This window comes from Streptomyces mashuensis (assembly GCF_014654785.1).
In the GTDB taxonomy this organism is placed as follows: domain Bacteria; phylum Actinomycetota; class Actinomycetes; order Streptomycetales; family Streptomycetaceae; genus Streptomyces; species Streptomyces mashuensis.
Map to the genome: position 1 here is coordinate 140,915 of NZ_BNBD01000012.1, position 24,565 is coordinate 165,479.

Sequence of the window (24,565 nt, forward strand, 5' to 3'; positions counted from 1 at the left end):
AGACATGACCGCGACCCAGCAGCACCTCCTCGACGTGTACCGCGCCGCTCACCACGACCGGCCCGCGCCCCCGGCGCCCGGGACGGGCGACATACGGCTCGTACGGGAGCTCCGCACCTGGTGGGCGTTCCGCCGGATCGTCCGCAACGCCCTTGGTACCAAGGTTTTCCACAGCCCCGGGACGAACAGGAAGGGCCTCGACGTCCTCGCGTAGCATGGCCGGTGAATCGTCCGGTACCCCCGCGGACTGGAACGGAAGGCATCCCGCCGCGTGAACGCACAGCAGTCCCCCGATCACCCGAGCCCGCAGGACCGCCCCGCCCGGCTCACCGTCGGCGTCGTCGGCGCCGGCCGTGTCGGCCCCGCCCTGGCGGCCTCCCTGCAGCTCGCCGGACACCGGCCGGTGGCCGTCTCCGCCGTCTCCGACGCCTCCCGGCGGCGCGCGGCGGCCCTCCTGCCGGACGTCCCCGTCATGGAGCCCGCCGAGGTCCTCGCCCACGCCGAGCTCGTCCTGCTGACCGTCCCCGACGACGCCCTGCCCGGCCTCGTCGCGGGGCTCGCCGGCACCGGCGCCGTCCGCCCCGGCCAGCTGCTCGTGCACACCTCCGGACGGCACGGCACCGCCGTCCTGGACCCCGCCACGCGCGCCGGCGCCCTGCCCCTGGCCCTGCACCCCGCCATGACCTTCACCGGTACGCCCGTGGACGTCCAGCGCCTGGCCGGCTGCTCCTTCGGCGTCACCGCCCCCGAGGAGCTCCGGCTGGCCGCCGAGGCGCTCGTCATCGAGATGGGCGGCGAGCCCGAGTGGGTCGAGGAGTCCGCCCGCCCGCTGTACCACGCGGCCCTCGCCCTGGGCGCCAACCACCTCGTCACCCTCGTCGCCCAGGCCATGGAGCTGCTGACCACCGCCGGCGTCACCCACCCCGCGCGCATGCTCGGCCCGCTGCTCGGCGCCGCCCTGGACAACGCCCTGCGCAGCGGCGACGCTGCCCTGACCGGCCCCGTCGCCCGCGGCGACGCCGGCACCGTCGCGGCCCACGTGGCCGAGCTGCGCGCCCACGCCCCCCAGGCCGTCGCCGGCTACCTGGCGATGGCCCGCACCACCGCGGACCGTGCCCTGGCGCACGGCCTGCTCAAGCCCGAACTGGCGGAGGACCTGCTCGGCGTCCTCGCGGACGGAGGAGACTCGTGACCACCCGGCTCACCCGTACGGCACAGGAGCTGCGGGACCTGCCCCGCACCGGCCGCCGTGCCGTCGTGATGACCATGGGCGCCCTGCACGAGGGCCACGCCACCCTGGTGCGCGCCGCTCGCGAGCTGGCCGGCCCGGACGGGCAGGTCGTCGTCACCGTCTTCGTCAACCCGCTCCAGTTCGGCGCCGGCGAGGACCTCGACCGCTACCCGCGCACCCTCGACGCCGACCTGGAGATCGCCGGGCGGGCCGGCGCGGACACCGTGTTCGCGCCCTCCGTCGAGGAGGTCTACCCCGGCGGCGAACCGCAGGTGCGCGTCTCGGCCGGCCCCATGGGGGAGCGCCTGGAGGGCGCCTTCCGCCCCGGGCACTTCGACGGCGTGCTCACCGTCGTCGCCAAGCTGCTGCACCTGACGGCGCCCGACGTCGCCCTGTTCGGCGAGAAGGACGCGCAGCAGCTCGCCCTGATCCGCCGCATGGTGCAGGACCTCAACTTCCCGGTGGAGATCGTCGGCGTGCCCACCGTCCGCGAGCCCGACGGGCTCGCCCTCTCCAGCCGCAACCGCTACCTCTCCCCGGCCGACCGGGCCTCCGCGCTGGAGCTCTCCCGCGCCCTGCTCGCCGGGCACAACGTGGTCGAGCTCGGCCCCGCCGCCGTACGCCACGCCGCGCACGTCGTGCTGCACGAGGCGGCCGGGGCGACGCCCCCCGTCGAGCTGGACTACCTCGCCCTCGTCGACCCGTCCGACTTCACCGAGGTCCCCGAGGGCCACCGCGGCGAGGCCGTCCTGGCCGTCGCCGCCCGCGTCGGCACCACGCGCCTGATCGACAACGTCCGCCTGGAGTTCGGCCGCTCCGCCGACGCCCCGGACAACGACGTGGACAGTGCCGAGACCACCGGGGCGCGGCGATGAGCGGCATACGCCTGACCGCGCCCGCCCCCGGCTGGACGGTCGACGCCGACGTCGTCGTCATCGGCTCCGGAGTCGCCGGCCTCACCGTGGCGCTGCGCTGCGCCGCGGCCGGCGCCAAGGTCACCGTCGTCACCAAGGCGCTCCTCGACGACGGCTCCACCCGCTGGGCCCAGGGCGGCATCGCCGCCGCCCTCGGCGAGGGCGACACCCCTGCACAGCACCTGGACGACACCCTCGTGGCCGGCGCCGGCCTGTGCGACGAGGAGGCCGTACGGACCCTGGTCACCGAGGGCCCCGACGCCGTGCGCCGCCTGATCGCCACCGGCGCCCGCTTCGACACCGACGCCGACAGCGGCGAGATCCTCCTCACCCGCGAGGGCGGCCACCACCGCAACCGCATCGCCCACGCCGGCGGCGACGCCACGGGCGCCGAGATATCCCGCGCCCTGGTCGACGCGGTGAGGGACGCCGGGATTTCGACCATTGAGCACGCTCTCGTGCTCGACCTGCTCAAGGACGCCGACGGCCGGGCCGCCGGCGTCTCGCTGCACGTCATGGGCGAGGGCGAGCAGGACGGCGTCGGCGCCGTCCGCGCCGGAGCGGTCGTGCTGGCCACGGGCGGCATGGGCCAGGTCTTCTCCGCCACCACCAACCCGGCCGTCTCCACCGGCGACGGCGTGGCGCTGGCGCTGCGCGCCGGAGCCGAGATCTCCGACCTGGAGTTCGTGCAGTTCCACCCCACCGTGCTGTGGCTCGGCCCCGACGCCGAGGGCCAGCAGCCCCTGGTCTCCGAGGCGGTGCGCGGCGAGGGCGCCCACCTCGTGGACGCCGGCGGCCACCGCTTCATGGTGGGCGCCCACGAACTCGCCGAGCTGGCGCCGCGCGACATCGTCGCCAAGGGCATCATGCGGCGCATGCGCGAGCAGGGCGCCGAGCACATGTACCTCGACGCCCGCCACTTCGGCCCGGAGAAGTGGGCCAGGCGCTTCCCCACGATCCTCGCTGCCTGCCGCGCGCACGGCATCGACCCGGTGACCGCGCCCATCCCCGTCGCGCCCGCCGCCCACTACGCGTCCGGCGGCGTCCGCACCGACCTGCACGGCCGGACCACGGTGCCCGGCCTGTACGCGTGCGGCGAGGTCGCCTGCACCGGCGTGCACGGCGCCAACCGGCTCGCCTCCAACTCGCTGCTGGAGGGCCTGGTCTACGCCGAGCGCATCGCCACGGACATCACCGCCGCGGGCAGCACCGCCGCCGGGCCGCAGCCCGCGCCCGGCGCCCCCGCGCCCGGCGCCCCGGTGGCCGCCGCCGGCCCCTCCGTACCGCTCGTCGATCCCGCCGAGCGGATCACGATCCAGCGCGTCATGACGCACGGCGCGGGCGTGCTGCGCTCCGAGAAGAGCCTGCTGGAGGCCGCCGCCGAGCTCGACCGGCTCCGCGCGGAGGCCGAGGCCCGGGCCGGCTCCCGCTCCGGCGCCGAGCCGGGCACCGGGGCGTGGGAGACCACGAACCTGCTGCTCGTGGCCCGGGCGCTGGTCGACGCCGCGCTGCGCCGCGAGGAGACCCGCGGCTGCCACTGGCGCGAGGACCACCCCGAGCGCGACGACGCCGCCTGGCGCCGTCACCTTCTGGTCACCCTGGACGGGGACGGCGGCCTCGCGGTCTCCGCCACCGGCTCGGCCGCCTTCCCGCCCGTCACCCCCGCCGCCGAACCGGCCGCGTCCCCGAGGAGAACAGCGTGAGCACCCACGACGACCGCCCTGTGCACCAGATCGGCCGTGCCGGTGAGGAGACCGCCGGCGCGGAGGCCCCCGCCGGCTGCGGCGAGGCCTGCGGCTGCGCGGCCGAGGGGGAGTTCGGGGCCGACGCGTTCGAGTGCGGCCTCGACCCGGACCTGGCGGGCCTGCTCGCCGAGGCCGGCCTGGACCCGCTGCAGATCGAGGACCTCGCCCACCTGGCCATCGAGGAGGACCTCGACGGCGGCGTCGACGTCACCTCGGTCGCCACCATCCCCGAGGACGCCGTGGCCACCGGCGACTTCACCGCCCGCGAGGCCGGCACGGTGGCCGGGCTGCGCGTCGCCGAGGCGATCCTCTCGGTGGTGTGCACCGACGTCTTCGAGGTCGAGCGGCACGTCGAGGACGGCGACCGGGTCACCGCCGGCCAGAAGCTGCTGACCGTCCGCACCCGCACCCGCGACCTGCTCACCGCCGAGCGCAGCATGCTCAACCTGCTGTGCCGCCTGTCCGGCATCGCCACCGCCACGCGCGCGTGGGCCGACGCCCTGGAGGGCACCGGCGCCGCCGTGCGCGACACGCGCAAGACGACGGTGGGACTGCGCGCCCTGGAGAAGTACGCCGTACGCTGCGGCGGTGGCGTCAACCACCGGATGTCGCTGTCGGACGCCGCGCTGGTGAAGGACAACCACGTGGTGGCCGCGGGCGGCGTGGCCGAGGCGTTCCGCGCCGTCCGGCGCGAGTTCCCCGACCTGCCCATCGAGGTGGAGGTGGACCGCATCGACCAGATCCCGCCGGTGCTCGCCGAGGGCGCCGACGTGATCATGCTCGACAACTTCACGCCCGAGGAGACCCGCGAGGCCGTGGCGCTCGTCGCGGGCCGCGCGGTGCTGGAGTCGTCCGGCCGCCTGACGCTGGCCAACGCCCGCGCGTACGCCGAGACCGGCGTCGACTACCTGGCGGTCGGGGCGCTCACGCACTCCTCGCCGATCCTCGACATCGGGCTGGACCTGCGCGAGGAGACCGAGCAGGGAGGACGCGGCTGATGCTGCTGACCATCGATGTCGGGAACACCCAGACGGTCCTGGGCCTCTTCGACGGCGAGGAGATCGTCGAGCACTGGCGCATCTCCACCGACCCGCGCCGCACGGCCGACGAACTGGCCGTCCTGCTCCAGGGCCTGATGGGCCGGCACCCGCTGCTGGGCGAGGAGCTGGGCGAGGGCATCGGCGGCATCTGCATCTGCTCCACCGTGCCCTCGGTGCTGCACGAGATGCGCGAGGTGACCCGCCGCTACTACGGCGACGTGCCCGCCATCCTGGTCGAGCCGGGCGTGCGGACGGGGGTGCCGATCCTCATGGACAACCCCAAGGAGGTCGGTGCGGACCGCATCATCAACGCGGTCGCGGCCGCCGAGCTGTACGACGGGCCGTGCGTGGTGGTCGACTTCGGCACGGCCACGACGTTCGACGCCGTGAGCGCGCGCGGCGAGTACGTGGGCGGCGTGATCGCGCCCGGCATCGAGATCTCCACCGAGGCGCTGGGCGTCAAGGGCGCCCAGCTGCGGAAGATCGAGCTGGCCCGGCCGCGCAGCGTCATCGGCAAGAACACCGTGGAGGCCATGCAGTCGGGCATCCTCTACGGCTTCGCGGGCCAGGTCGACGGCGTCGTCAACCGCATGGCGCGCGAGCTGGCGGAGGACCCGGACGAGGTGACCGTCATCGCCACCGGCGGCCTGGCCCCGCTGGTGCTGGGCGAGGCGTCGGTCATCGACGCGCACGAGCCCTGGCTGACGCTGATCGGCCTGCGCCTGGTCTACGAGCGCAACGTCGGACGTGGCTGAAAGCCCGTCACCCCGGAAGGCAACCAACCGGCGACCCCGGCTGTCCTGACTGCTGTCGAGCGGGAACGGACAGAACTGTCGGTACGAGGGCCGGGGTGCCGGGGTGGGGCGGACGGATGAACGGCGGGCGGACACCGCGGCGGAGGCCGTGGCGTGCGGTGACGGCTGCGCTCGTGCTGGCGGCGTGGCTGGGCCCGGCGGCCGGCCCGGCCGCCGCGCAGCCGCCGCAGAGGCCACAGGCGTTGCAGTGGCCTCGGGCGTCGCAGCCGTCGCATCCGGTGGTCGGTCCGGCGTACGAGCGTCCGGTGCCGGGCCCGGACGCGGGCAACGACACGGCCCCGGTCCAGGTGGAGATTGTCGGCCACGGGGACGGCGGTGACGGTGGGGGCGGTGTGCCGGGTGGGACGGCCGGGCGGGCGGCGTCGGGGACGCTGCTGCTGGCCACGACGTCCGGCACGGTCCTGGCGGCAGGCGTGATCGCGCTGGGCGTGCTGTCGCGTCGGCGGGAGCACTGACCCTTGAGTGGTCTCCGCGCGTCATATGAGTTCATATGACGCATTCCATGCGTCGCTGAGCGAATTTTGTCCGTTCTGTGCGTAAAGTCGCCCCATGCCGATGCCCTATGGACCCTGTGGCGGCATGGCGTTCAGCGCGGACGAGTTGCGCGTGCTGCGCCGTGCCCTCGACATCGCTGCCCGCGACGCACGCGACTGCTGTCGCCTCGCCGCGGCCGTGGCCGAGGCGGAGCGCGAAGGCGGCAGGCTGCGCGCCTTCCTCCGGGCCGACCTCGACCGCTACCGCCGTGCTCTGCCCGGAGCGGACGCCGGCTACCTGCGCCGCCTGGAGGACGCCCTGGACGACGGCTTCCGGCCGACCGCGGAAGACCTGACGGCGGTCCGCGGCCTGTGCACCGTGGCCGGCAGCGAGCCGGAGGCCGAGCGGCGCCGCGCGCTGCTCCGGCGGTGCGAACGCCTGGTGGCCGCGGTGGCGGCCCCGCGCGCCGCCGGCCCCGCCCCGCGCCCGGACCCCCGCCCCGCCCCGGCGGAGAAGCCGGCCGCGCCCTCCCCGGCCGCACCCTCCCCGGCCCCCGCCTCCCCGTCGCCCGCGGCCCCGCGCCCCGACCGGCCGATCCCGACGCCGGGCGAGGTCTTCCCGCCCCGCCGCAAGCCCGCCCCGCCGCCGGCGGCCGGGCGGGTGCGTGGGGTGAGCGCCTCCGGCGCGCGGTAGCACGGGGAAGGGCGCCCGCATCCGGCGGGCGTCCGGCACCCTTCGGGAGCCGTGCCCGCACGTCGGGCGCGCCCGGACGGCGGCACGCGCCCTCCGGGCCGGGCCCTTCCGCGGCGCGCCGCACGGGCCCGCGTACGCTGGACGGGACGTGCAACCGATCCGAAGGAGCCGACGGCCATGGACTATGTCGCCGCGCTGGTCCCGCCCGTGGTCATGGCGGTGGCCTTCACCGCGCTGGTCGTGACGATCGTCAAGAGCCAGGGTGGCGCCAACAAGGCCAAGGAGGACGCCATCGTGGACGCCGCGCTGGCCCGTGCCGAGGCCGCCCGGCAGCAGACCACCGAAGGCGGCGCCACGGCCTGACGCGGGCCGCGCCGACGACGGGGCGTACGGACCCGGGAGCATTCCCGCGGAACGTACGCCCTTTTTGCTGTCCGGGCTGCCCGATAAACCGGCATTCAAGACATCTCCCACTATTATTCGCGTGTGGTTCGACGCCTGGGTGACCTGGAAGACGCGGTGATGACGCGTGTGTGGGAGTGGAACCGGCCGGTGACCGTCCGGGAAGTCCTGGAAGACCTTCAGCAGCAACGGTCGATCGCCTACACGACCGTGATGACCGTAATGGACAACCTGTATCAGAAGGGCTGGCTGCGGCGGGAAGCCGAAGGCCGCGCCTATCGATATGAGGCCGTCTCGAACCGCGCCGCCTACTCGGCCGCACTGATGAACGAAGCATGGTCGCTCAGCGACAACCCCGCCGCCGCACTCGTGGCCTTCTTCGGCATGATGTCGGCCGAACAACGGGAAGCCCTCCGCGACGCCATCCGCGTCGCGCAACTCGACGGTCCCGACGAGACCCAGGGCGCGCCGGGGCGATAGCGTCCCCGCATGTCCGCCTTCAGTAATGCCGTCACCGTCCGCAGGGCCAGGACCAGCGATGTGCCCGCCCTCCGCCGGCTCATCAACCACTACGTCCGCGACCGCATCCTCCTCGACAAAGCCACGGTGACGCTTTACGAGGACATCCAGGAGTTCTGGGTGGCCGAACGGGACGAGGACGGCACCGTCGTCGGCTGCGGCGCCCTGCACGTGATGTGGGAAGACCTGGCCGAGGTCCGGACCCTGGCCGTCGACCCGGCGGTCCGCGGTGCCGGTGTCGGCCACCTGCTCCTCGACAAGCTGCTGCGCACGGCGCGCTGGCTCGGCGTACGGCGCATTTTCTGCCTCACCTTCGAAGTCGACTTCTTCGCCAAGCACGGCTTCGTCGAGATCGGAGAGACCCCGGTGGACAGTGATGTCTACGGCGAGCTGCTGCGTTCCTATGACGAGGGCGTTGCCGAGTTCCTGGGCCTCGAACGAGTGAAGCCGAACACCCTTGGCAACAGCCGGATGCTTCTACATCTGTGACCGCGGTCCCTATGTCCGAATCGCGCCCCTATCGGGCGCGCCCGGAAGCCATCGTTCCCAGGCGGAAGGCGGGCTGAACCTTCCGGGGGGTTTGTGTTTTTCCGGGAAAGGCGGTTTGCTATTCCTCCGTAATCCCTTTTCGCCGATGAAAGGAATCCCCCGTGGCGCAGAAGGTTCAGGTCCTTCTTGTCGACGACCTCGACGGCGGCGAGGCCGACGAGACGGTGACGTTCGCTCTGGACGGCAAGTCGTACGAGATCGACCTCAACACGAAGAATGCGGACAAGCTGCGCGCGTCGCTCCAGGACTACGTGAAGGCCGCTCGTCGCACCGGTGGCCGCGCCACGACCCGTGGCGGCAAGGCCCCCCGCGCCACCGCCTCCAGCCCGGACACCGCCAAGATCCGTGCCTGGGCCAAGGAGAACGGCTACAACGTCAACGACCGTGGCCGGGTCCCCGCCGAGATCAAGGAAGCCTACGAGAAGGCCAACGCCTGATCACCGGCTCTTCCCGGGCGTCCTGACGGACGGCCCCGCGGAAGCCCTCCCGGCAGCTGACCCCTGCGCGCCCCCGCGGCGCGCAGCAGCCGTGCCCGGTGGCACTCGGTGGCCGCCGCGCCCACGAGCCGTACGAGGTCGGGGGCGCCCCGGCCGCCTCCGAGGCCCGTCACCGGCAGCGTCGGCTCCAGGTCGTCCCCCGGCCAGGGAGGCCGTACCCACACGGCCTCCGCGGCCCGCACGGGGCCGTACGGCTCCCGTGGCCCCGGACCGTCCGTGACGGGCGCCGGCGCCACGATCCGGCCGCCCGGCCCCAGCACCGTCAGCTCCAGCGCCACCCCGCCCCAGTCGAGCCAGCCGAGCAGCTCGGGAACCTCCTCCGCCGTGCCCACGGCGGTCAGGAACCACAGCTCGCGACGGCGCCGGTCCAGGGCGACCGGGCCCGTCGCCCGGACGCGCCGGAGCACCGCGAAGCCCGCTCCGGCGGGCAACCCCAGGGCGTCGAAGCGCACCCCGGTGAGCAGCTCCAGCGGCCGCCCGCCGGCCGTGGGCCCGGTCGGCCAGCCGAGCACACATTCGTACCACTGGCGCCACGCGCGCCGGCGGTGCGGACAACCCGCCGCCGGCGGGGACGGCGGCGGTACGGGAGGCCCGGTGGGCGGGTCGTCCAAGGGGCGGGCCGGGCGCGGGAGGACTACCGTCATGAACGGTGCAACTGCGGAAGGCCCAAGAGGTTACGCATTGTGGATAGTTGGGCACGCTGCGTATAGGACGCCGGGGCGCACGGACGCTCCGTACGGCGCGACGGTGTTCGCCCGTAGCGGAGGCGCGGGGCCCGCACCGCATGGAGTGTCGGTGCCCACGGGTAGGACATTCCCCGTGAGAAGAGGCGGTGCAGCGCGGCAATCGGCACGTCACCGGGGTGGTGGCGGAGCCGGGGGGTCGCGTGCCGGGTCAAGCGGGCGTTCGCCATCGGCGTAGTGGTGGTGCGCGTATCTGCCTGGCCTGCGGGAACATCGTCTCCCACCATCGGGTTGGAGGAGATGTCGGCTGTTCGGCAGCAGATTTCCCCGCCGGCGCGGGGGTGATCCGGACGGATGTCGGCAGTTGGAATGAGCTGTCCCGTCCTGCGGGACTAGCATGCGGAAGGACAGGGAGGGGACCGACCCCTTACTGCCTGACCGCTCTGAGGAGCGATTAACGATGTTCGAGAGGTTCACCGACCGTGCGCGGCGGGTTGTCGTCCTGGCTCAGGAAGAAGCCCGGATGCTCAACCACAACTACATCGGCACCGAGCACATCCTCCTGGGCCTGATCCACGAGGGTGAGGGTGTCGCCGCTAAGGCCCTGGAGAGCCTCGGGATTTCGCTCGAGGCGGTCCGCCAGCAGGTGGAGGAGATCATCGGCCAGGGCCAGCAGGCCCCGTCCGGCCACATCCCCTTCACCCCCCGTGCCAAGAAGGTCCTGGAGCTGTCGCTCCGCGAGGCCCTCCAGCTCGGCCACAACTACATCGGCACCGAGCACATCCTGCTCGGCCTGATCCGTGAGGGCGAGGGCGTCGCCGCCCAGGTCCTGGTCAAGCTGGGCGCCGACCTGAACCGGGTGCGGCAGCAGGTCATCCAGCTGCTCTCCGGCTACCAGGGCAAGGAGGCCGCCACGGCCGGCGGCCCGGCCGAGGGCACGCCCTCGACCTCGCTCGTCCTGGACCAGTTCGGCCGCAACCTGACCCAGGCCGCCCGTGAGTCCAAGCTCGACCCGGTCATCGGGCGCGAGAAGGAGATCGAGCGGGTCATGCAGGTGCTGTCCCGCCGTACCAAGAACAACCCGGTCCTCATCGGCGAGCCCGGTGTCGGCAAGACCGCCGTCGTCGAGGGCCTGGCCCAGGCCATCGTCAAGGGCGAGGTGCCCGAGACCCTCAAGGACAAGCACCTCTACACCCTCGACCTGGGTGCCCTGGTCGCCGGCTCCCGCTACCGCGGTGACTTCGAGGAGCGCCTGAAGAAGGTCCTCAAGGAGATCCGCACCCGCGGCGACATCATCCTGTTCATCGACGAGCTGCACACGCTGGTCGGTGCGGGCGCCGCCGAGGGCGCGATCGACGCCGCGTCGATCCTCAAGCCGATGCTGGCGCGCGGCGAGCTCCAGACCATCGGCGCCACCACGCTCGACGAGTACCGCAAGCACCTGGAGAAGGACGCCGCCCTCGAGCGCCGCTTCCAGCCCATCCAGGTCGCCGAGCCGTCGCTGCCGCACACGATCGAGATCCTCAAGGGTCTGCGCGACCGCTACGAGGCCCACCACCGGGTCTCCATCACGGACGAGGCCCTCGTCCAGGCCGCCACCCTGGCCGACCGCTACATCTCCGACCGCTTCCTGCCCGACAAGGCCATCGACCTCATCGACGAGGCCGGCTCCCGGATGCGCATCCGCCGCATGACCGCGCCGCCGGACCTCCGCGAGTTCGACGAGAAGATCGCCGACGTCCGCCGGGAGAAGGAGTCCGCGATCGACTCCCAGGACTTCGAGAAGGCAGCCTCCCTCCGCGACAAGGAGAAGCAGCTGCTCGCCGCGAAGGCCAAGCGGGAGAAGGAGTGGAAGGCCGGCGACATGGACGTCGTCGCCGAGGTCGACGGCGACCTGATCGCCGAGGTCCTCGCCACCGCCACCGGCATCCCGGTCTTCAAGCTGACGGAGGAGGAGTCCTCCCGCCTGCTGCGCATGGAGGACGAGCTGCACAAGCGCGTCATCGGCCAGAAGGACGCCATCAAGGCGCTCTCCCAGGCCATCCGGCGCACGCGTGCGGGCCTGAAGGACCCCAAGCGCCCCGGCGGATCGTTCATCTTCGCCGGCCCGTCCGGCGTCGGTAAGACCGAGCTGTCCAAGACGCTCGCCGAGTTCCTCTTCGGCGACGAGGACGCGCTGATCTCCCTCGACATGTCGGAGTTCAGCGAGAAGCACACCGTCTCGCGTCTGTTCGGCTCCCCGCCCGGCTACGTGGGCTACGAGGAGGGCGGCCAGCTCACCGAGAAGGTGCGCCGCAAGCCGTTCTCCGTCGTCCTCTTCGACGAGGTCGAGAAGGCCCACCCGGACATCTTCAACTCGCTGCTCCAGATCCTGGAGGACGGTCGCCTGACCGACTCCCAGGGCCGTGTGGTCGACTTCAAGAACACCGTCATCATCATGACGACGAACCTCGGCACCCGGGACATCTCCAAGGGCTTCAACCTGGGCTTCGCCGCCCAGGGCGACGTCAAGACCGGGTACGAGCGGATGAAGGCGAAGGTCAACGAAGAGCTCAAGCAGCACTTCCGGCCGGAGTTCCTCAACCGTGTCGACGACACGGTGGTCTTCCACCAGCTGTCGCAGGACGACATCATCCAGATCGTCGACCTGATGATCGCCAAGGTGGACGAGCGCCTGAAGGACCGCGACATGGGCATCGAGCTCAGCGGCGACGCGAAGGCGCTCCTGGCGAAGAAGGGCTACGACCCGATCCTGGGCGCCCGCCCGCTCCGCCGGACCATCCAGCGCGAGATCGAGGACGTCCTGTCCGAGAAGATCCTCTTCGGCGAGCTCCGCCCGGGCCACATCGTGGTCGTCGGCACGGAGGGCGAAGGCGAGGAGAAGAAGTTCACCTTCCGCGGCGAGGAGAAGTCCGCTCTGCCGGACACCCCGCCGGTCGAGTCCGCGGCGGGTGGGGCGGGGCCCAACCTGTCCAAGGACGCGTGAGCGGTAGTCGGTAGGGACTGAGCAGTACGGGCCGGCCCCGGAATCGTTGGGAGACGATTCCGGGGCCGGCTTTGTTTTTCGGCGGTCCGGGTTCAGCGCTTGATGGTGAGGCGGTCGCCGAAACGGTCGGCGCCGAGGACGGTGAAGTCGAACAACGACGGGACGGTCACGTCGAGCCGGGCGGACGGGTCGGGGTGGCGAGTCAGGTCGAGCACGATCTTGGCGCGACCGACGGCCGCGAGCCCGAGCTCGCGCAATCCGGGGAAGGCACGGAACAGCCTTTCGTCCAGGACCCCCGTGCTACCGGCGATTTGCACAGCGAGGTGCCGGACGCCAGGAAAGCCGTCGGCCGTTTCCAGGTCGCGGACGTCCATGAGTGGGAACCGCAGTACGCGCAGTGCGGGAAGTGCGGCCAAGACCCCGAGATCGTCCGAGGACGCCAAGGGCGAATCGAGGCGTACTTGCCGAAGCCCCCGCCATTCGTCGATGCCGTCGAGCTCCACCGGGTCGAATCCGTTCTCGACGACCAGCTCCTCCACGCCCGGATGGGCCGGCGGAAGTTTTCCGTCGGCGCGCGGGATCACGCTGAGCCGCGTGAGGTGCCGCAGGGCAGGAAGGACATGGAGCGCGCCCGCCGAAAAGCTTTCGAGGGAGATGTGCAGATGGCGCAACGTCGGCACGGTCATGGCCGATGCATCGAGCACCTCGGACGAGAAGAGAATCCTCAGCATCTGCAGTTCGGGGTGGTCGCGCAGGAACTCCAGATCGGTGAGGTCGGCGTTGTACAGCAGCGACAGCGATACCAGTGCCCGGCCCCGAAGACCCCGGCGAATGTCGTCGGAGGTCTGGTTCTCGCGGAGTACCACGTCCGGCGTCGGACCGAGAAGAGGCAGATGGGCGAGCGCTGCCCGGCACGGTACGAGTACCTCGATGTCGTCGAGCCGTATGCCGGCCAGGACGTCGCGGGCGTACGTCTCCAGGTCCATCGCCGCCCACTGCTCCACCACCTCGTGGCGCACTCCCGGCTCCGGATGCTGCCCATAGCGCCGGAGCAGCGGTACGGCTGGGTCCCCGAGCCTCCCGAGGACGCGAACGGTCAGCAGGGCTGACCACGGCGCCGACACGTCCTCGGGGCCCGGCAGGACCGGCAGGACGTCCGGGCCCAGCGACGCCAGGTAACCCGCCTCCTCGTCGCTCAGCGGCGGGCAGAGGGCCCTGAGCCCGCCCCAGACGGCGTCGTGCTGCTCCTCGTCGACGTATGGCGCGGCCTGCGCGCACTCTGCGGCCAGGACCCGCAGGGGCCACTCTTCCTCGCGGCCGGGCGCCTTGTCCGCCGCAGCCATCAGATCGTCGACGACCCCTTGGGCCTCACGCCGGCCGCAGTGCCCGATCACCAGGCGAATGACGTCCTGCCATTGCTCGTTGCCCGCATGGCTCAGCAATTCGCCCAGCGAATCACTGTCCTTGAATTCCTTCGCGGCGAGGAAGTCCTGGAAGGTGCGGTGAATGAATTGCAGCGAGCCCGTCGTGCGTTCCTGAAGCAGCCCGCTTCGGTTCAGCAAATGTGTGAGCACGGCCTCGGGCGCACCCTGTTCGCGCACCTTCCGCAGCCCCTTCATGGCGAGGCCGACCTGCCGCAAGGCCTGCTGCCGCGACAGCTCGGCGCGTCCGTTGCGCACCAGCCAGACGGCGATGCGCTGGAGCAGCTGTTGCCCCTCCTCGACGGTCAGCTCGATGCCCTCCGGCGCTTGGATACGGCGGTGCGCGTCCCGGTCGCCCAGCAGCATCGACAGGGCCGCCTCGTACAGCTGGTGGCGCGTGCGCGGCAGTAAGCCGCTGCGGCGGCGGTGCAGCGCGCAGATGACGGCGCAGAGGAGCGGCGTACGGGCCAGGTCGCGCAGGACGGCGTTGCGGTGGAACTCCTGGCCGAGCTCCATCTCCAGTGCCGTCAGGCGGGCCTGCTCGCGTTTCGCCCGCTGCCGGTCGCGCATGCCGGCGTACTCCAGGCGCGCCGCCTCGTGCCAGGCGGCAACGAACGCCTGGATGTCCACGTCGCTCATCGGCAGCAGCCGTAGCTCCTCGAAGCGCTCCGCCCCCAGCCAGTTCTGCTCGACGGCCTGGGGCCGTACCGTCACCAGGCACCGCGTGTCCGGGTACATGCGCAGCAGGCCGGTCAGCCACTTCCGCGCCGGGGCGCGGTCGCGCTGCGGCAGTTCGTCCATGCCGTCGACGAGCAGCAGTGCCCGGCCGTCCTCCAGCACCCGTCCCGCCCAGCCGTCAGGCGGCGCGTCCAGCGGCAGCTGCGCGACCGTCGGCAGCTGGGCCGGCGTGGGAGCGGTGATGCCCTGAGCAGCAAGGCTGCGCATCGGTACGACGAAGGGAACCAGGCCGTTCAGCGGCTCCAGCGCCTCTGGCAGGGTGCCGCGGGCGGCATGCGAGGCGAGCCACCACACCAGCGTCGTCTTGCCGGCGCCCGCCTCGCCGCGTAGGAGCGTCCGCGGGCGGGAGGCGAGGAGGTCCTCGATCCGCTGGGTGCGGTGGTGAGGCGGGTCGTCGTCCTCGGCGGACCGGGCCTCCAGGCTCAAGTACGCGGTGTCGAGGTCCCAGTCGTTCTCGTTCGCGCCGAGTTCGTCCAGGCCGAAGATCTCCATGCGGCTGTAGTGGGAGGTGAGGGCCTTGGCGTACTGGGCCTCGTAGGGGCGGTCGGCGGGGTGGACGGAACGGACCGTGTCCAGCAGGGGGACCTTCCGCCCGATGGCCAGTATGAAGCCGGGATGCTGCTGGAGAGTGCTCAGCGGGCTTGCCTCGATCGCGGAGTGGTTCCACCCTGCGGCGTCCGAGACGACTGTCCCGAGCAGCACCTCCCCGGCGAAGAGAGGCCCGCCGGACAGCCCCGCCCAGGGGGACCGCCCTCCTATCGGCTCGGGCGGCTGATGATCGAGGCGTAGCACGTAGCGGTCTCGAATCTTGCCGGAGAAGGGCGTCAGCGTCCCGGTGATCTGCACGGCTTCCAGCTGATCGCCGGCGTACCGCTGTACCTGGGGGAAACCCAGCACCTGGCAACCGCGTATCGGCTCGCTCCCGGCTCGCCCCCAGCGCATGGTGGCGAGAGATTCGTCGGGAAGAAGGCTCTCCTCGGCTCGGAGCAGGGCGCCGTCAACACCCGGTAAGAAGTATTCGTGGCCCTGGTATCGCCAGACGACCTCGCATTCCGTCAGCCCCTCGCCGCCTGGGCGGGCGACTTCGGCCGTCGGCCTCCCGCCGACCACATGCGCGCTCGTCAGCACCAGCCGCGGCGTCAGCAGCACCCCACTGCCCTGCTGCTCCCCGAGCACCGCGACGACCCGGTCCTCCACCGACAGTGGCGACGCCACCGCTCAGAACCCCGAGATCCCCGCCGGCCGGTCGTTGCCGACCTTCCAGCCCTCTCCCGTCCGCCGGTCCTTCGGCGTCAGCGTGAACGCCACCTTGTGCGTGCGCGTCGACCCCCGGGAGCCCTCCGTGCCCGCGTCGATCACCCATGCCTTCACGCCGCCGTTGGCCTTCGCGTCCCGGCGCAGCTCGACCGTGAACTCCATCGAGATCTCCCCGACCTCGAAGCTCAAAGCTTCTTCCGCCCCCGCGGCCGCCGCGCTCGTCAGCCCGTCGCGGATCGCCCGGACCGCCTCCGACAGCTCGATGTCGTCGAACATCCCCCAGCCCCCTCCTGCACGCACCGTGCGCGTGCGCTGCACGGAGCGTACCGCCGAGCCCCGGCCCTCCGGGCCGTATCGCGTGACACCGCCCACAGGGGTTTCCGCCGCTACGACCACCGATAGTTCATCCCCCTTCCTCCCCATGGCGCCCTTTGCCGCAGCGAATAGGAGAAGTCACCGACCCGAACGGCCTTAGATCGTTACTAACCCCCCTCGTAATTCCCCTTCTCGACACCCCTCCCACCACTCGGTACCAAGGAATGGCGACCCCGGCGCGCAGCCGGGGCCTGTTCATGCCTGGAGGTTTTTCCGAATGACGATGCGCACCGCTTTCCGTGAGCCGAGCAAGACCACCCGTACCCGTGTCGCCGCCCTCGCGGCCGTCGGGGTCGGGGCGTCGGTCGTGCTGGGTTCCGGGGTCGCGCTCGCCGCGGACGTCGCTGCACCGTCTTCCCTGGCCGCGATCGCGCCGCACGCCGTGCTCGGCGACACGGTCAAGGCGCAGGCCGAGACGCAGCTGAAGGCGGCCGAGAAGGAGAAGCAGGCTGCTGCCGAGAAGGCGCGTGCCGAGGCCGCCAAGCGGGCCGAGGAGGCCCGGGCGAAGGCCGAGGCGTCGCGCAGCCGTGCCGACGCCTGGGTGGCGCCGGTCGCCGGGTATGCCGTCGGTCAGCCGTTCGGCAAGTCCGGCAACATGTGGATCAACAAGCACAGCGGCCAGGACCTGGTCGTGAACTCCGGTACGCCGGTCATGGCCGTCCACGGCGGCACTGTCGTGAAGGCCGGTCCCAACGGTGGTGGCGACGGCCCGGCCTACGGCAACGCCGTCGTGATCAAGCACGACGACAACACGTACTCGCAGTACGCGCACCTGTCGCAGGTGAACGTCACCGTCGGCCAGACCGTGACCACTGGCCAGGAGATCGCCCTGTCGGGCTCCACCGGCAACTCCAGCGGTCCCCACCTGCACTTCGAGATCCGCACCACCCCGAACTACGGCACCGCCGTCGAGCCCATGGGCTTCATGAAGGACCACGGCCAGAACCTCTGACCACCAGTCCCGCAAAGGCCCGCCCGGTGCCTAGTCCGGCACCTGGATGATCGGGAAGCTGCCCGTGCTCGTCGGTGACGACTCGGGCAGCCACAGCACCGCCACCGCGCCCGTGCCGCCCTCGGTCTCCGGGTCGGCGTTGCGGAACGTGAGCCGTGCGCCCAGGACGCGGGCCTGGCCGACCGCGATCGTCAGGCCCAGGCCGTGGCCCTTGCCCGCGCGGTCCTTGCTGCCCGTGCGGAAGCGGCTGGGGCCCTCGCGCAGCAGTTCCTCGGGGAAGCCGGGGCCGTGGTCACGGACCCGTACGACCCGGCCCTCCACCGTCACGTCCACCGGCCCGCGGCCGTGCTTGGCGGCGTTGGCCAGCAGGTTCATGAGGATGCGCTCCAGCCGGCGCGGGTCCGTCGACACGTACGCGTCGCGCGCGACCGTGATGCGCGCCTCCGGCGCCACCGTGCGCACCCGGCGCTGTACGAACTCGCCCAGCTCGATGTCCTGCATTTCCGCGCGCTCGGCGAAGCCGTCGAGCCGGGCGACCTCCAGGACGTCCTCGACCAGGGTGCGCATGGCCTGCGCGCGGTCGCGGACCAGCTCGCTGGGGCGGCCGGGGGGCAGCAGCTCGGCCGCCGTGACCAGGCCCGTGACGGGCGTCCGCAGCTCGTGCGCGATGTCGGCGGTGACGCGCCGCTCGGCCTCCAGCCGGTCGCGCAGCGCCTCCGCCATGCCGTCGACGGCGCGCGCCAGGTCGTCCGTCTCGTCCCGTACGCGTCCGCCGATGGCGTCGCGCACGCGGACGTCCGGGTCGCCGTCGGCGAGCTTGCGGGCCGCCATGGCGGCCTTGCGGAGCCGCCGGGAGAGCTGGCCGCCGACGAGGATGCCGAGCGCGGTGCCGCCGAGCACCACGGACACCGAGCCGATGATCAGGGCGCGGTCGAGGTCGTTGAGGATGTCGTAGCGGTCCTTGAACCGCGTGTGGATCGAGAGGATCTTGCCGTTGCGCAGCGGCGTGGACGCCCACACCTCGGGGGCGCCGTTGCCGCTGTCCTGGAGGTACGTGGCGCGCAGGCCCAGGTCGGCGGCCTCGCGCAGGGGCTTGGGCAGGGCCGGGTCGTCCACCTTGGCGCGCAGCATGAGCTTGCCGCCGGTGGATTCGTAGTACCGCTGGGCGATCTGCACCCGGTCGTCCATCTGGTCGCGGCTGCTGTTGAGCATCGACACGCGTGCCGCGTTGTGCACGACGAGGCTGAGGGCGACCGCGACGAGTGCGCCCACGCCCGCGATCGCCAGGCTGACCTTCCAGCGCAGGCCACTGCGGAGAGCGAGCTTCACCACGGGGCGATCACCACGACACGACCATGATCATGAGCTGCGGATCAGCCCCGGAGCTTGTAGCCGAAGCCGCGGACCGTCTCGATGCGGTCCTGGCCGATCTTTCCGCGGAGCCGTTGCACGTGCACGTCGACGACGCGCGTGTCGCCGCCCCAGCCGTAGTCCCAGACCCGCTCCAGCAGCCGGTCGCGGGAGAGGACGGTGCCGGGTGCGGCGGAGAACTCCAGCAGCAGCCGCATCTCGGTGGGGGTGAGGGCGACGGGCCGGCCGCCCTTGCGGACCTCCATGCCCTCGGTGTCGACCTCCAGGTCGCCGAAGCGCAGCACGCCGGCGCCGATGGCCTCCGGCTGCTCGGCGGCCGGGGCCGCGCCGTTCGGCCCGCTGGCGTGCCCGAAGCGGCGCAGCACGGCGCGGATACGGGCGACGAGCACGGCGCCGTCGAAGGGCTTGGTCACGTAGTCGTCCGCGCCGGCCTCCAGGCCGAGCACGACGTCGATGGAGTCGGCCCGCGCCGACAGCATGATCACGGGGACGGTGGACTCGTCACGGATGCGGCGGCACAGGCTCACGCCGTCCAGGCCCGGCACCATGACGTCGAGCAGCGCGATGTCCGGCCGCTTGGCGCGGAAGCTCTCCAGCCCCGCCAGGCCGTCCGGCACCGCCGTCACGACGAAGCCGTCGCGCTCCAGCGCGAGCTGGGTCGCCTCGCGGATGACGTCGTCGTCCTCGACGAAGAGCACATGCGTATCGGCCACGCGCCCTCAGCCCTCCGTTCCCTCGCTCGGTACCTTGCCGGTGTTGCCGACCTTGTTGTAGTCGGTGTGCGTACGGCCCGTCTCCTTGAACGTGTCGCCGGACCACTCGTAGGTCACGACGTCCTCGCCCGACGGACAGCAGACGGCGTCACCGGGCCCGTAGACCTGCCGGGTGATCGTCAGTTCCTTGCGGTCGATGTCCGCGTAGACGGGCGACTGCTCGGCCGTGAACACATTCTCGTACGCCTGGGGGCCGTCCCCCTGGGCGTTCTCCCGGGGACGGTACACGTAGGAGCCGATGCCGAACGAGTCGCCGCACGTCAGCACGTTCACCACGACGTCGGGCCGGGACGAGCCGGTGAGCTGCCCGTAGGTGACGTCGACCGGGTACTGGTCCTTGACGCACGGCTTGAGGTTCTTCTTGATCTGGTCGCTGACCTTGGGGTCCGACTTGATCAGCTTGATCGCGTCGATCTTCACCTGCACCGGCGTGGCGCTCGCGGACGGCGCCCGGCTCGGCGACTTGGCCGCGGACTGGGTCTGCGCGGGGCCCTCCTTGCGCACGCCCTCGCTGCTCGCCCCGCACCCGGCAAGCAGAAGACCGGCGGCAGCGGCCATCGCAGTGACCGCGCCACCGGTGATCAGCGCCGGCCGTAGGCCGGCGGCGTCCTTCAGGCCGCGCACCGTTCCCGCTCCCGCCCCCGGTCGACGCGCTCGAGGGCGTGGAAGTCGAGGTCACGGCTCTCCAGCTCCTGCCGCAGCCGGGCCAGGGCCCGGTGCAGGGTGCTCTTGACCGTGCCGGTGGACATGCCGAGCGCCTCCGCGGTCTCCTCCGTGCTCATCTGCTCCCAGTGTCGCAGGACGACGACGCTGCGCTGCTTGGGCGCGAGCACACCGAGGATGTCCATCAGCAGCGCGCGGTCGGCGTGCTGCTCGGTGCCGTCCTCCACGCTGGCGTCGGGCAGCTGCTCGGTGGGGACCTCGTCCAGCTTGCGCGCACGCCACCACTCCGTGCGCGTGTTGATCATGACACGGCGCAGGTAGGCGTCGGCCAGCGACTTGTCCGCTATGCCTTCCCAGCGGCCGTAGGTGCGGACCAGGGCGGTCTGGAGGAGGTCCTGGGCGTCGATGGGGTCCGGAACCAGGCGCCGGGCGCTGCGCAGCAGGGCGTCCTGACGGTTGCGAACGTACTCCTCGAAGTCCAGAACCTTGCCGCTGCTGGCCATACTCGCAGCCTCCATTCCGCTTGCGCTCCCCGTGCCACGCTGGTGGTCCTCCAGCACGGGGAGGACGCTACGGAGACGCTGTTGCGACGTGATGTGCATCAGCCCGTCGGCTGGTGCACAGCTGTCCATAGGTTGTGTAACAGCGGCGGCGATACCGGTGGGAAAGATCGGTCAAGAGGGGTCTGTCCGTTTCGTATCAGAGGCGGAACGGCCCCCGGCCCTACGTCAGTGGCAGTCGATAGGTGCCGTCGTCCAGCGGCTCCACCAGCCCGTCGGCCACGAGTCCGTCCAGCGCGCGGGCGCGCTGCACCGGCTCGTCCCACACCGCGTCCAGTGCGGCCTGCGGCACCGGCGCGACCGCCTCGCGCAGCACGGCCAGCAGCTTGCCGCGCACCTGGCGGTCCGTGCCCGCGTACGTCTGGCCGCGGCGCGGCGGACCGTCGTGGGCCGGCGAACCGGCGGCGCGCCAGGCACACCGGTCGGCGATCGGGCAGCTTCCGCACGCGGGCGTACGAGCCGTGCACACCAGTGCGCCCAGCTCCATCGTGGCCGCCGCCCAGCGCGCGGCCACCGGCTCGCGCTGGGGCAGCAGTTCGCGCGCCAGCCGGCGCTCGGCGGCGGTCGTGGCGTTCGGCGGGTACTGCACACCCGTCACGGCGCGGGCGAAGACCCGGCGCACATTGGTGTCGAGGACGGCGTGCCGCTGCCCGTACGCGAACGACGCCACCGCCGCGGCCGTGTACTCGCCGACGCCGGGCAGCGCCAGCAGCGCGCCGTGGTCGCTGGGCACCTCGCCGCCGTGCCGCTCGGTGATCGCCGTCGCGGCGGCGTGCAGCCGCAGCGCACGGCGCGGGTAGCCGAGCCGGCCCCAGGCGCGCACCGCCTCGCCCGGCGCCTCGGCCGCCAGGGCGGCGGGGCTGGGCCAGCGCGCCAGCCACTGCTCGTAGACCGGCAGGACGCGGCTGACGGGCGTCTGCTGGAGCATGAACTCGCTGACCATCACGCCCCACGGGCCGGTCTCCGGACGGCGCCAGGGGAGGTCGCGCGCGTGCGCGTCGAACCAGTCGATCACGGGCGCGTGGAGGAGGGCGGACGTCTGCTGGGCGGCGGCGGTGACTGTCATGGCGCTCCGATCCTGGCACGGCCCCCGAGCCCCGGCGAAACGCGCAGGCAGGAAGGGGCGGGACGGCCCGTCCTAGGCTGGGTGCCATGACGGACGGCAACGGCAACGGCAACGGAACGACCGGCGGCCCCGGGCCCCTCATCCAGGCGGCCTTGGAGGCCCATACGACGCTCACCCTCGCCTACGCCGACGAGGACGGCCCGCAGGCGTGCGCGGTGCTGTACGCCGTCCACGCCGCACTCCCCGGCACGGAGGGTGACGGCGGCCGGAACGTGTGGCAGGCGCCCGCCCTGGTGTTCGTCACCTCCGCCACGACCCGGCACGGCCGCGCCCTGGCGCAGGGCCCCGGGCACGCGCGCGTGGCCTTCACCGTGCAGCGCGACGGACAGCAGTGGACGGAACTGACGGGCGTACAGGGGCGCGGCCGCTGCCGCCTGTTGCAGGGGACGGAACGTCAATCCGCCTGGCACGCCTACACGGAACGCTTCCCTTACGTGGCCGCGGACGACCGCCTCCGGCAGGCCGTCGAACGCACCGACCTGTGGGAGCTGCGGCCCGACTGGCTCCGACTCGTCGACAACGGACGGGGTTTCGGCCACAAGTCGGAGTGGTCACGGACGGGCACGGCGGCACCGCAGAGCGCGTAGCCGGTGCCCGGCACCGGGCAGATGATGGGAAAACCAGGCACCCCTACGGCGGGTACTGGCTGGTCCCCCGTCCGATCTCTCGTAGAGTCTTCGCGTGGGATCTCTGCGCAATCCGATCGGGCCGCTTCCCTCCTCCATCTACTGGCGGCGGAGGGCAGTTGCGGTTGGCCTGCTCGTGCTTCTGGTGGTGCTGGTGTTGTGGCTGCTCACCCTGGGTGGTGACGGGGGCTCGAGCGGCAGTGAGGACGACAGCACGGACGCCAAGGGCCCGTCGCAGTCCACCATCACGCCGGGGCCCACACCCTCGGGGCCGCACATCAGCGAACGGCCGGGCGGCCGCGGCGATTCCGCGAGCGGTGGCGGCGCGGGCTCCGGCGGTGCCCAGGCGGGGAGCGGCGGTGCCGGTTCCGGCGGGGCGGGCGGCGCCGGGACGGCGGGCGGCAGCGCCGCCATCGGGTTCGGCGGGGGAGCGGGCATCGCGGTGACCGGCGACGGCCGTGCCCCGGTGGCCCGCTCGACCCTGCCCGACTGCTCGCCGGGCGACGTGCGCATCAGCGTGCGCAGCGTGAAGGACGCCTACAAGCCGGACGAGAAGCCCCGGTTCGAGCTCGTCGTGAAGAACTCCGGCAGCAGCGCCTGCAAGGTCGACTTCGGCTCCGCCGCCGCCCTGCTGAAGATCACCGACAGCAAGGGCGAGGAGCACGTCTGGGCCTCCGACGACTGCCCGCGCGGCCGGGGCGCCGTCCTCATCGAGCTGCCGGGCTCCGGCGAGACCAAGCGGACCCTGGAGTGGGACCGCCGGCGCAGCGCCCCGCAGTGCGGCACGCCGGCGCCGGGCGCGGCCGCCGGGCCGGGCACCTATCGGGTCGAGGTGAAGGTCGGCGGCGTCACCGAGCGCACGGAGTTCGCCCTGGAACAGGGCTGAGCCGGTCCGTACGGATACGGGTGAGGGGCCCGCGCTGCGCAGCGCGGGCCCCTCACCCGTAGGCAGGTCTTCTCAGACGTACCGTTCCAGGATCGAGGACTCGGCCAGGCGCGAGAGGCCCTCGCGGACCGAGCGGGCGCGGGCCTCGCCGACGCCGTCGACCGTCTGCAGGTCGTCCACGCTGGCGGCCAGCAGCTTCTGCAGCCCGCCGAAGTGGTCCACGAGCCGCTCGATGATGGCGCCCGGCAGCCGCGGCACCTTGGCCAGCAGCCGGTAGCCGCGCGGCGACACGGCCGAGTCGAGCGTCTCGGGGGAGCCGCTGTAGCCCAGGGCCCGCGCCACGATGGGCAGTTCGAGCAGTTCGGCGTGGGTGAGCGAGTCCAGCTCGGACAGCGCCTCGGCGACCGTGCGGGTGCGCTTGGCGGTGGGCTCGGGCACGTAGTCCCGTACGACGAGCTCGCGCTCGGGCTCCACGCCGGCGATCAGCTCGTCCAGCTGGAGGGAGAGCAGCCGGCCGTCGGTGCCCAGCTCGACCACGTATTCGGCGATCTCCGTGGCGATGCGGCGCACCATCTCCAGCCGCTGCGAGACGGCGGTGACGTCGCGGACGGTCACCAGGTCCTCGATCTCCAGCGCGGAGAGCGTGCCGGCGACCTCGTCCAGCCGGAGCTTGTACCGCTCCAGCGTCGCCAGGGCCTGGTTGGCGCGGGACAGGATGGCGCCCGACTCCTCCAGCACGCGCCGCTCGCCGCCCACGTAGAGCGCGATCAGCCGCATCGACTGGCTGACGGAGACCACCGGGAAGCCGGACTGGATGGAGACGCGCTGCGCGGTGCGGTGGCGCGTGCCGGTCTCCTCGGTGGGGATGGACGCGTCGGGGTAGAGCTGGACGCCCGCCCGCACGATCTTGGTGATGTCCTTGTCGAGGATCAGGGCGCCGTCGAGCTTGCACAGCTCGCGCAGGCGCGTGGCCGTGAACTCGACGTCCAGGACGAAGCCGCCCGTGCACATCGACTCGACGGTCTTGTCCATGCCGAGGACGATCAGTCCGCCCGTATTGCCGCGCAGGACGCGCTCCAGGCCGTCGCGCAGGGCCGTGCCGGGGGCGACGGCGCTCAGCGAGGCGCGCATCAGGCTGTCGGCACCGGAGCTGCCTCCGGCCCTGCCCGGGCCCGATGCCCGGTCGTTGGCTGCCACTGCACTCCTCCGGTCGCAAGGTCATGGTGCCGCGGGCCGTCCGGCCGACCCGCGCTCCGTCGCGCACGACGT

The 24,565-nt window shown here is 72.4% G+C and carries 25 protein-coding genes; 16 read left to right on the forward strand and 9 right to left on the reverse strand.

What is annotated here, in order from left to right; all coding sequences use genetic code 11:
• The first annotated feature begins 4 nt into the window (after positions 1 to 4).
• The 12 genes from IE305_RS25225 to IE305_RS25280 all read left to right on the forward strand — a co-directional run bounded on the left by IE305_RS25225 (position 5) and on the right by IE305_RS25280 (position 8,819).
• Positions 5 to 214: a hypothetical protein gene (locus IE305_RS25225; RefSeq protein WP_190132034.1), complete on the forward strand. Its 210-nt coding sequence runs from the start codon at positions 5 to 7 to the stop codon at positions 212 to 214.
• Positions 215 to 271: 57 nt separating this feature from the next.
• A complete protein-coding gene (locus tag IE305_RS25230; RefSeq protein ID WP_229891512.1) occupies positions 272 to 1,192 on the forward strand; it encodes a Rossmann-like and DUF2520 domain-containing protein in 921 nt (306 codons plus the stop codon).
• Positions 1,189 to 2,106 carry a pantoate--beta-alanine ligase gene (panC, locus tag IE305_RS25235; protein WP_190132035.1) on the forward strand — a complete coding sequence of 306 codons (918 nt, stop codon included), beginning with the start codon at positions 1,189 to 1,191 and terminating at the stop codon, positions 2,104 to 2,106. Before IE305_RS25230 ends, panC begins: the two co-directional genes overlap by 4 nt.
• Positions 2,103 to 3,848, forward strand: coding sequence for an L-aspartate oxidase (locus IE305_RS25240; RefSeq protein ID WP_190132036.1), 1,746 nt, complete (start codon positions 2,103 to 2,105; stop codon positions 3,846 to 3,848). The genes panC and IE305_RS25240 overlap by 4 nt, the downstream gene beginning before the upstream one ends.
• Positions 3,845 to 4,888 carry a carboxylating nicotinate-nucleotide diphosphorylase gene (gene nadC, locus IE305_RS25245; protein WP_190132037.1) on the forward strand — a complete coding sequence of 348 codons (1,044 nt, stop codon included), beginning with the start codon at positions 3,845 to 3,847 and terminating at the stop codon, positions 4,886 to 4,888. The genes IE305_RS25240 and nadC overlap by 4 nt, the downstream gene beginning before the upstream one ends.
• Positions 4,888 to 5,685 carry a type III pantothenate kinase gene (locus IE305_RS25250; protein WP_190132038.1) on the forward strand — a complete coding sequence of 266 codons (798 nt, stop codon included), beginning with the start codon at positions 4,888 to 4,890 and terminating at the stop codon, positions 5,683 to 5,685. The genes nadC and IE305_RS25250 overlap by 1 nt, the downstream gene beginning before the upstream one ends.
• A gap of 158 nt (positions 5,686 to 5,843) precedes the next feature.
• A complete protein-coding gene (locus IE305_RS25255; protein ID WP_190132039.1) occupies positions 5,844 to 6,200 on the forward strand; it encodes a hypothetical protein in 357 nt (118 codons plus the stop codon).
• A gap of 124 nt (positions 6,201 to 6,324) precedes the next feature.
• Positions 6,325 to 6,912 (forward strand): hypothetical protein, encoded by a 588-nt coding sequence (locus IE305_RS25260; RefSeq protein WP_229891514.1) that lies wholly within the window; start codon positions 6,325 to 6,327, stop codon positions 6,910 to 6,912.
• 177 nt (positions 6,913 to 7,089) lie between these two features.
• Positions 7,090 to 7,275 carry a hypothetical protein gene (locus IE305_RS25265; protein WP_190132041.1) on the forward strand — a complete coding sequence of 62 codons (186 nt, stop codon included), beginning with the start codon at positions 7,090 to 7,092 and terminating at the stop codon, positions 7,273 to 7,275.
• Between the two features lie 123 nt (positions 7,276 to 7,398).
• Positions 7,399 to 7,794, forward strand: coding sequence for a BlaI/MecI/CopY family transcriptional regulator (locus tag IE305_RS25270; protein WP_190132042.1), 396 nt, complete (start codon positions 7,399 to 7,401; stop codon positions 7,792 to 7,794).
• A gap of 9 nt (positions 7,795 to 7,803) precedes the next feature.
• Entirely contained in the window at positions 7,804 to 8,322 is a 519-nt protein-coding gene (locus IE305_RS25275) for an amino-acid N-acetyltransferase (protein ID WP_190132043.1), read from the forward strand.
• A gap of 161 nt (positions 8,323 to 8,483) precedes the next feature.
• Entirely contained in the window at positions 8,484 to 8,819 is a 336-nt protein-coding gene (locus tag IE305_RS25280) for a histone-like nucleoid-structuring protein Lsr2 (RefSeq protein ID WP_190132044.1), read from the forward strand.
• On the opposite strand, the gene IE305_RS25285 is transcribed toward IE305_RS25280, so the two are convergent.
• Entirely contained in the window at positions 8,798 to 9,523 is a 726-nt protein-coding gene (locus IE305_RS25285) for an SCO3374 family protein (protein WP_229891516.1), read from the reverse strand. The genes IE305_RS25280 and IE305_RS25285 overlap by 22 nt on opposite strands.
• Positions 9,524 to 10,022: 499 nt before the next feature.
• On the opposite strand from IE305_RS25285, the gene IE305_RS25290 reads away from it, so the two are divergent.
• Entirely contained in the window at positions 10,023 to 12,548 is a 2,526-nt protein-coding gene (locus IE305_RS25290; RefSeq protein WP_190132046.1) for an ATP-dependent Clp protease ATP-binding subunit, read from the forward strand.
• A 92-nt stretch (positions 12,549 to 12,640) separates the two neighbouring features.
• Here the strand turns inward: IE305_RS25290 and IE305_RS25295 are convergent, their stop codons facing one another.
• The gene (locus IE305_RS25295) at positions 12,641 to 15,922 is read right to left on the reverse strand and encodes an NACHT domain-containing protein (RefSeq protein WP_190132047.1); all 3,282 of its coding nucleotides are present in this window, start codon (positions 15,920 to 15,922) and stop codon (positions 12,641 to 12,643) included.
• Positions 15,923 to 15,925: 3 nt separating this feature from the next.
• Positions 15,926 to 16,240 carry a trypco2 family protein gene (locus tag IE305_RS25300; protein ID WP_190132048.1) on the reverse strand — a complete coding sequence of 105 codons (315 nt, stop codon included), beginning with the start codon at positions 16,238 to 16,240 and terminating at the stop codon, positions 15,926 to 15,928.
• A gap of 316 nt (positions 16,241 to 16,556) precedes the next feature.
• Between IE305_RS25300 and IE305_RS25305 the strand changes: the two genes are divergently transcribed.
• Positions 16,557 to 17,291, forward strand: a complete 735-nt coding sequence (locus IE305_RS25305) for a M23 family metallopeptidase (protein WP_190132049.1) — start codon at positions 16,557 to 16,559, stop codon at positions 17,289 to 17,291.
• 30 nt (positions 17,292 to 17,321) lie between these two features.
• Here IE305_RS25305 and cseC read toward each other — a convergent pair whose 3' ends face one another.
• From cseC to IE305_RS25330, 5 genes are all read right to left on the reverse strand, one after another.
• On the reverse strand, positions 17,322 to 18,623 hold the full coding sequence (cseC, locus tag IE305_RS25310; protein ID WP_190132050.1) for a two-component system sensor histidine kinase CseC: 1,302 nt from the start codon (positions 18,621 to 18,623) through the stop codon (positions 17,322 to 17,324).
• 41 nt (positions 18,624 to 18,664) lie between these two features.
• Positions 18,665 to 19,375: a two-component system response regulator CseB gene (gene cseB, locus IE305_RS25315; RefSeq protein ID WP_190132051.1), complete on the reverse strand. Its 711-nt coding sequence runs from the start codon at positions 19,373 to 19,375 to the stop codon at positions 18,665 to 18,667.
• 6 nt (positions 19,376 to 19,381) lie between these two features.
• Positions 19,382 to 20,059 carry an LppP/LprE family lipoprotein gene (locus tag IE305_RS25320; RefSeq protein ID WP_229891517.1) on the reverse strand — a complete coding sequence of 226 codons (678 nt, stop codon included), beginning with the start codon at positions 20,057 to 20,059 and terminating at the stop codon, positions 19,382 to 19,384.
• Entirely contained in the window at positions 20,047 to 20,601 is a 555-nt protein-coding gene (locus tag IE305_RS25325; RefSeq protein WP_190132080.1) for a SigE family RNA polymerase sigma factor, read from the reverse strand. The genes IE305_RS25320 and IE305_RS25325 overlap by 13 nt, the downstream gene beginning before the upstream one ends.
• A gap of 220 nt (positions 20,602 to 20,821) precedes the next feature.
• Positions 20,822 to 21,724 carry an iron-sulfur binding domain-containing protein gene (locus tag IE305_RS25330; RefSeq protein ID WP_190132052.1) on the reverse strand — a complete coding sequence of 301 codons (903 nt, stop codon included), beginning with the start codon at positions 21,722 to 21,724 and terminating at the stop codon, positions 20,822 to 20,824.
• Between the two features lie 86 nt (positions 21,725 to 21,810).
• Between IE305_RS25330 and IE305_RS25335 the strand changes: the two genes are divergently transcribed.
• Positions 21,811 to 22,371: a pyridoxamine 5'-phosphate oxidase family protein gene (locus IE305_RS25335; RefSeq protein WP_190132053.1), complete on the forward strand. Its 561-nt coding sequence runs from the start codon at positions 21,811 to 21,813 to the stop codon at positions 22,369 to 22,371.
• A gap of 94 nt (positions 22,372 to 22,465) precedes the next feature.
• Positions 22,466 to 23,296, forward strand: a complete 831-nt coding sequence (locus IE305_RS25340; RefSeq protein ID WP_190132054.1) for a hypothetical protein — start codon at positions 22,466 to 22,468, stop codon at positions 23,294 to 23,296.
• A gap of 72 nt (positions 23,297 to 23,368) precedes the next feature.
• On the opposite strand, the gene disA is transcribed toward IE305_RS25340, so the two are convergent.
• Positions 23,369 to 24,493 (reverse strand): DNA integrity scanning diadenylate cyclase DisA, encoded by a 1,125-nt coding sequence (disA, locus tag IE305_RS25345; RefSeq protein WP_190132055.1) that lies wholly within the window; start codon positions 24,491 to 24,493, stop codon positions 23,369 to 23,371.
• Between the last annotated feature and the right edge of the window lie 72 nt (positions 24,494 to 24,565).

Bases quoted from the DNA above. Each gene is read 5' to 3' on its own strand.
- IE305_RS25225 (WP_190132034.1), top strand. From the start codon at position 5: ATGACCGCGACCCAGCAGCACCTCCTCGACGTGTACCGCGCCGCTCAC.
- IE305_RS25240 (WP_190132036.1), top strand. From the start codon at position 2,103: ATGAGCGGCATACGCCTGACCGCGCCCGCCCCCGGCTGGACGGTCGAC.
- IE305_RS25250 (WP_190132038.1), top strand. From the start codon at position 4,888: ATGCTGCTGACCATCGATGTCGGGAACACCCAGACGGTCCTGGGCCTC.
- IE305_RS25260 (WP_229891514.1), top strand. From the start codon at position 6,325: ATGGCGTTCAGCGCGGACGAGTTGCGCGTGCTGCGCCGTGCCCTCGAC.
- IE305_RS25265 (WP_190132041.1), top strand. From the start codon at position 7,090: ATGGACTATGTCGCCGCGCTGGTCCCGCCCGTGGTCATGGCGGTGGCC.
- IE305_RS25275 (WP_190132043.1), top strand. From the start codon at position 7,804: ATGTCCGCCTTCAGTAATGCCGTCACCGTCCGCAGGGCCAGGACCAGC.
- IE305_RS25285 (WP_229891516.1), bottom strand. From the start codon at position 9,523: ATGACGGTAGTCCTCCCGCGCCCGGCCCGCCCCTTGGACGACCCGCCC.
- IE305_RS25290 (WP_190132046.1), top strand. From the start codon at position 10,023: ATGTTCGAGAGGTTCACCGACCGTGCGCGGCGGGTTGTCGTCCTGGCT.
- IE305_RS25300 (WP_190132048.1), bottom strand. From the start codon at position 16,240: ATGTTCGACGACATCGAGCTGTCGGAGGCGGTCCGGGCGATCCGCGAC.
- IE305_RS25305 (WP_190132049.1), top strand. From the start codon at position 16,557: ATGACGATGCGCACCGCTTTCCGTGAGCCGAGCAAGACCACCCGTACC.
- IE305_RS25325 (WP_190132080.1), bottom strand. From the start codon at position 20,601: ATGGCCAGCAGCGGCAAGGTTCTGGACTTCGAGGAGTACGTTCGCAAC.
- IE305_RS25330 (WP_190132052.1), bottom strand. From the start codon at position 21,724: ATGACAGTCACCGCCGCCGCCCAGCAGACGTCCGCCCTCCTCCACGCG.
- IE305_RS25335 (WP_190132053.1), top strand. From the start codon at position 21,811: ATGACGGACGGCAACGGCAACGGCAACGGAACGACCGGCGGCCCCGGG.